The sequence below is a fragment of the Variovorax sp. P4_D9 genome, assembly GCF_056401695.1.
On record NZ_JBFUIU010001282.1, the window covers coordinates 1 to 1,821 of the forward strand.

Below are 1,821 nucleotides of genomic sequence, written 5' to 3' on the forward strand. Positions count from 1 at the left end.
CCGCTGGGCCATCCAGACGGACACGCGCCTGCGCCTCGTTCCCAAGCCCGCCATGGATGGCACGGTGCTGCTCGAAGGCTACCGGCTGCCGATCGTGGCACTCAAGGCCAAAACGCAGACCCCGGAGATCAACGCTGCGCACCACCGCCATCTCATCTGGTGGGCCGTGCACCGCGCCTACGGCATTCAGGATGCGGACGTCTTCGACAAGGACCGCTCCGACAAGGCTGAAGCGAAGTTCACTGCCTACTTCGGCGCGCGCCCCGATGTCGACCTGCGCCGCTCCACGCGCGAGGACGTCGACCAACACAACGTGGCCTTCTGGGTGTGATCGATGACGATGCGCCCGGTCAAGCTCGGCTCCATGGCTCCTGGGCTGAACAACCAGCTCGAGCCCACCCAACTCGCGACCGTCACGCCTGACGGCAAGGCCGCGACGTTCCTCTACGGCGCGGACAACGTTGACCTCAACGACAAAGGACGCCTGCGCCGGCGCCGCGGCACCACGCTCTCACTTGCGGGCACTGCGCATTCGCTGTGGTCCGATGACAAGGAGTCCTTCGCTGTCCTGAACGATGTGCTCGTCGCGCTCACTGAAGCCGGCGCGAGCATCGCCAGATCCACGATTCGCGCGGGCATGCCTCGGCTGCCCATCTCCTACTCGCGCGGCGGCGACGGCGAGGTCTACTGGTCCAACGGCGCGCAGCTGCGGCGCGTACACGCTGGCCAGGACCGGCCCGCAGTCACCCAGCCCCTGGACCGCATCCCGGTCGTCACCGCGGGCGCCGGCGGCGCACTCCCGCCAGGCCGCTATCTCGTCGCGCTCACGGTTGTTGGCCCCGATGGCGAGTCCCCGGCCACGCCCGCTGTGCAGGTCGATGTGCCGGTCAATGGCGCCATCACCATCGGCGAGTGCGACACGCTTGCCCAGGTCTATCTGAGCGGCCCGAATGGCGAGATCCTGCTGCACGCYGGSCRWGCGGGTGTCGCGGGCGCCACCTTCSTGACCCTCACGAACGACGGCCGGCGCTGCCCGACGCTCAACACCGTGCCCATGCCGCCGGGCAGCATCGTGCGCCACTTCAGCGGCTGCATGCTGGTCGGTTCGGGCAACACGGTCTTCATTTCGGAGCCCTACAACTACGGCGTGCTCGACCCGGTCAAGGGCTTCATGAGCTTCCCGTTCCCGGTGACGCTCATCGAGCCGCTGGACAACGGCGTCTACATCGGGACTTCCGATCGCACGTACTGGATCGCCGACGTGCTGGCTGCCGGCACGTTGCAGGAAGTGCTGCCCTACGGCGCTACGCCAGGCACGAGCCTGCGCTCGCCGGCCGACGAGAAGCTGTACTGGCATTCCGACTTCGGGCTCGTAGTCGCCTCCGACAACGCGGCCGTCAAGAACGTCCAGCAGGACGCCCTCGAATTCACCCATGCCGCCTCCGGCGCCTCGCTCTATCGCCAGCAGGACGGCATCTCCCAGCTCGTCACTTCGCGCTTCGGCGTGGAGCCGTCCGTCGCCGTGGCGACTTCATTCATCGAGGCGGAAGTGATCCGCAAAGGAACTGTTCTATGAAGCCACTCAACTCCCATGCCAAAGCAGGCTTCCTCTACATCTTCGAAGTTGTCGAGCCCGATGGCGCGGTCTCGCAGCGCGAGGAAGTGCACAACCTCATCCCGCAGGAAGGCATCGACTACATCTTGGGCGCTGCCATCAAGGGTGCCGCGCAGATTTCCAGCTGGTTCATCGCGCTGTTCGAAGGCAACTTCACGCCCAACGCCACGCTCACGGCTGCGGACTTCCCCCTCGTGGCCACGGAG

2 protein-coding genes and 1 pseudogene are annotated in these 1,821 nt (G+C 66.4%); all 3 read left to right on the top strand.

Going from position 1 to position 1,821, the window contains the following annotated elements:
* On the top strand, positions 1 to 331 hold a 331-nt coding region (locus tag AC1DY5_RS53965; RefSeq protein ID WP_478122414.1), incomplete at its 5' end, for a phage adaptor protein.
* A gap of 3 nt (positions 332 to 334) precedes the next feature.
* Positions 335 to 1,576 carry a hypothetical protein gene (locus AC1DY5_RS53970; protein ID WP_478122415.1) on the top strand — a complete coding sequence of 414 codons (1,242 nt, stop codon included), beginning with the start codon at positions 335 to 337 and terminating at the stop codon, positions 1,574 to 1,576.
* A pseudogene (locus tag AC1DY5_RS53975) lies at positions 1,573 to 1,821 on the top strand (hypothetical protein); the annotation flags it as partial. The gene AC1DY5_RS53970 and the pseudogene AC1DY5_RS53975, both read left to right, overlap by 4 nt.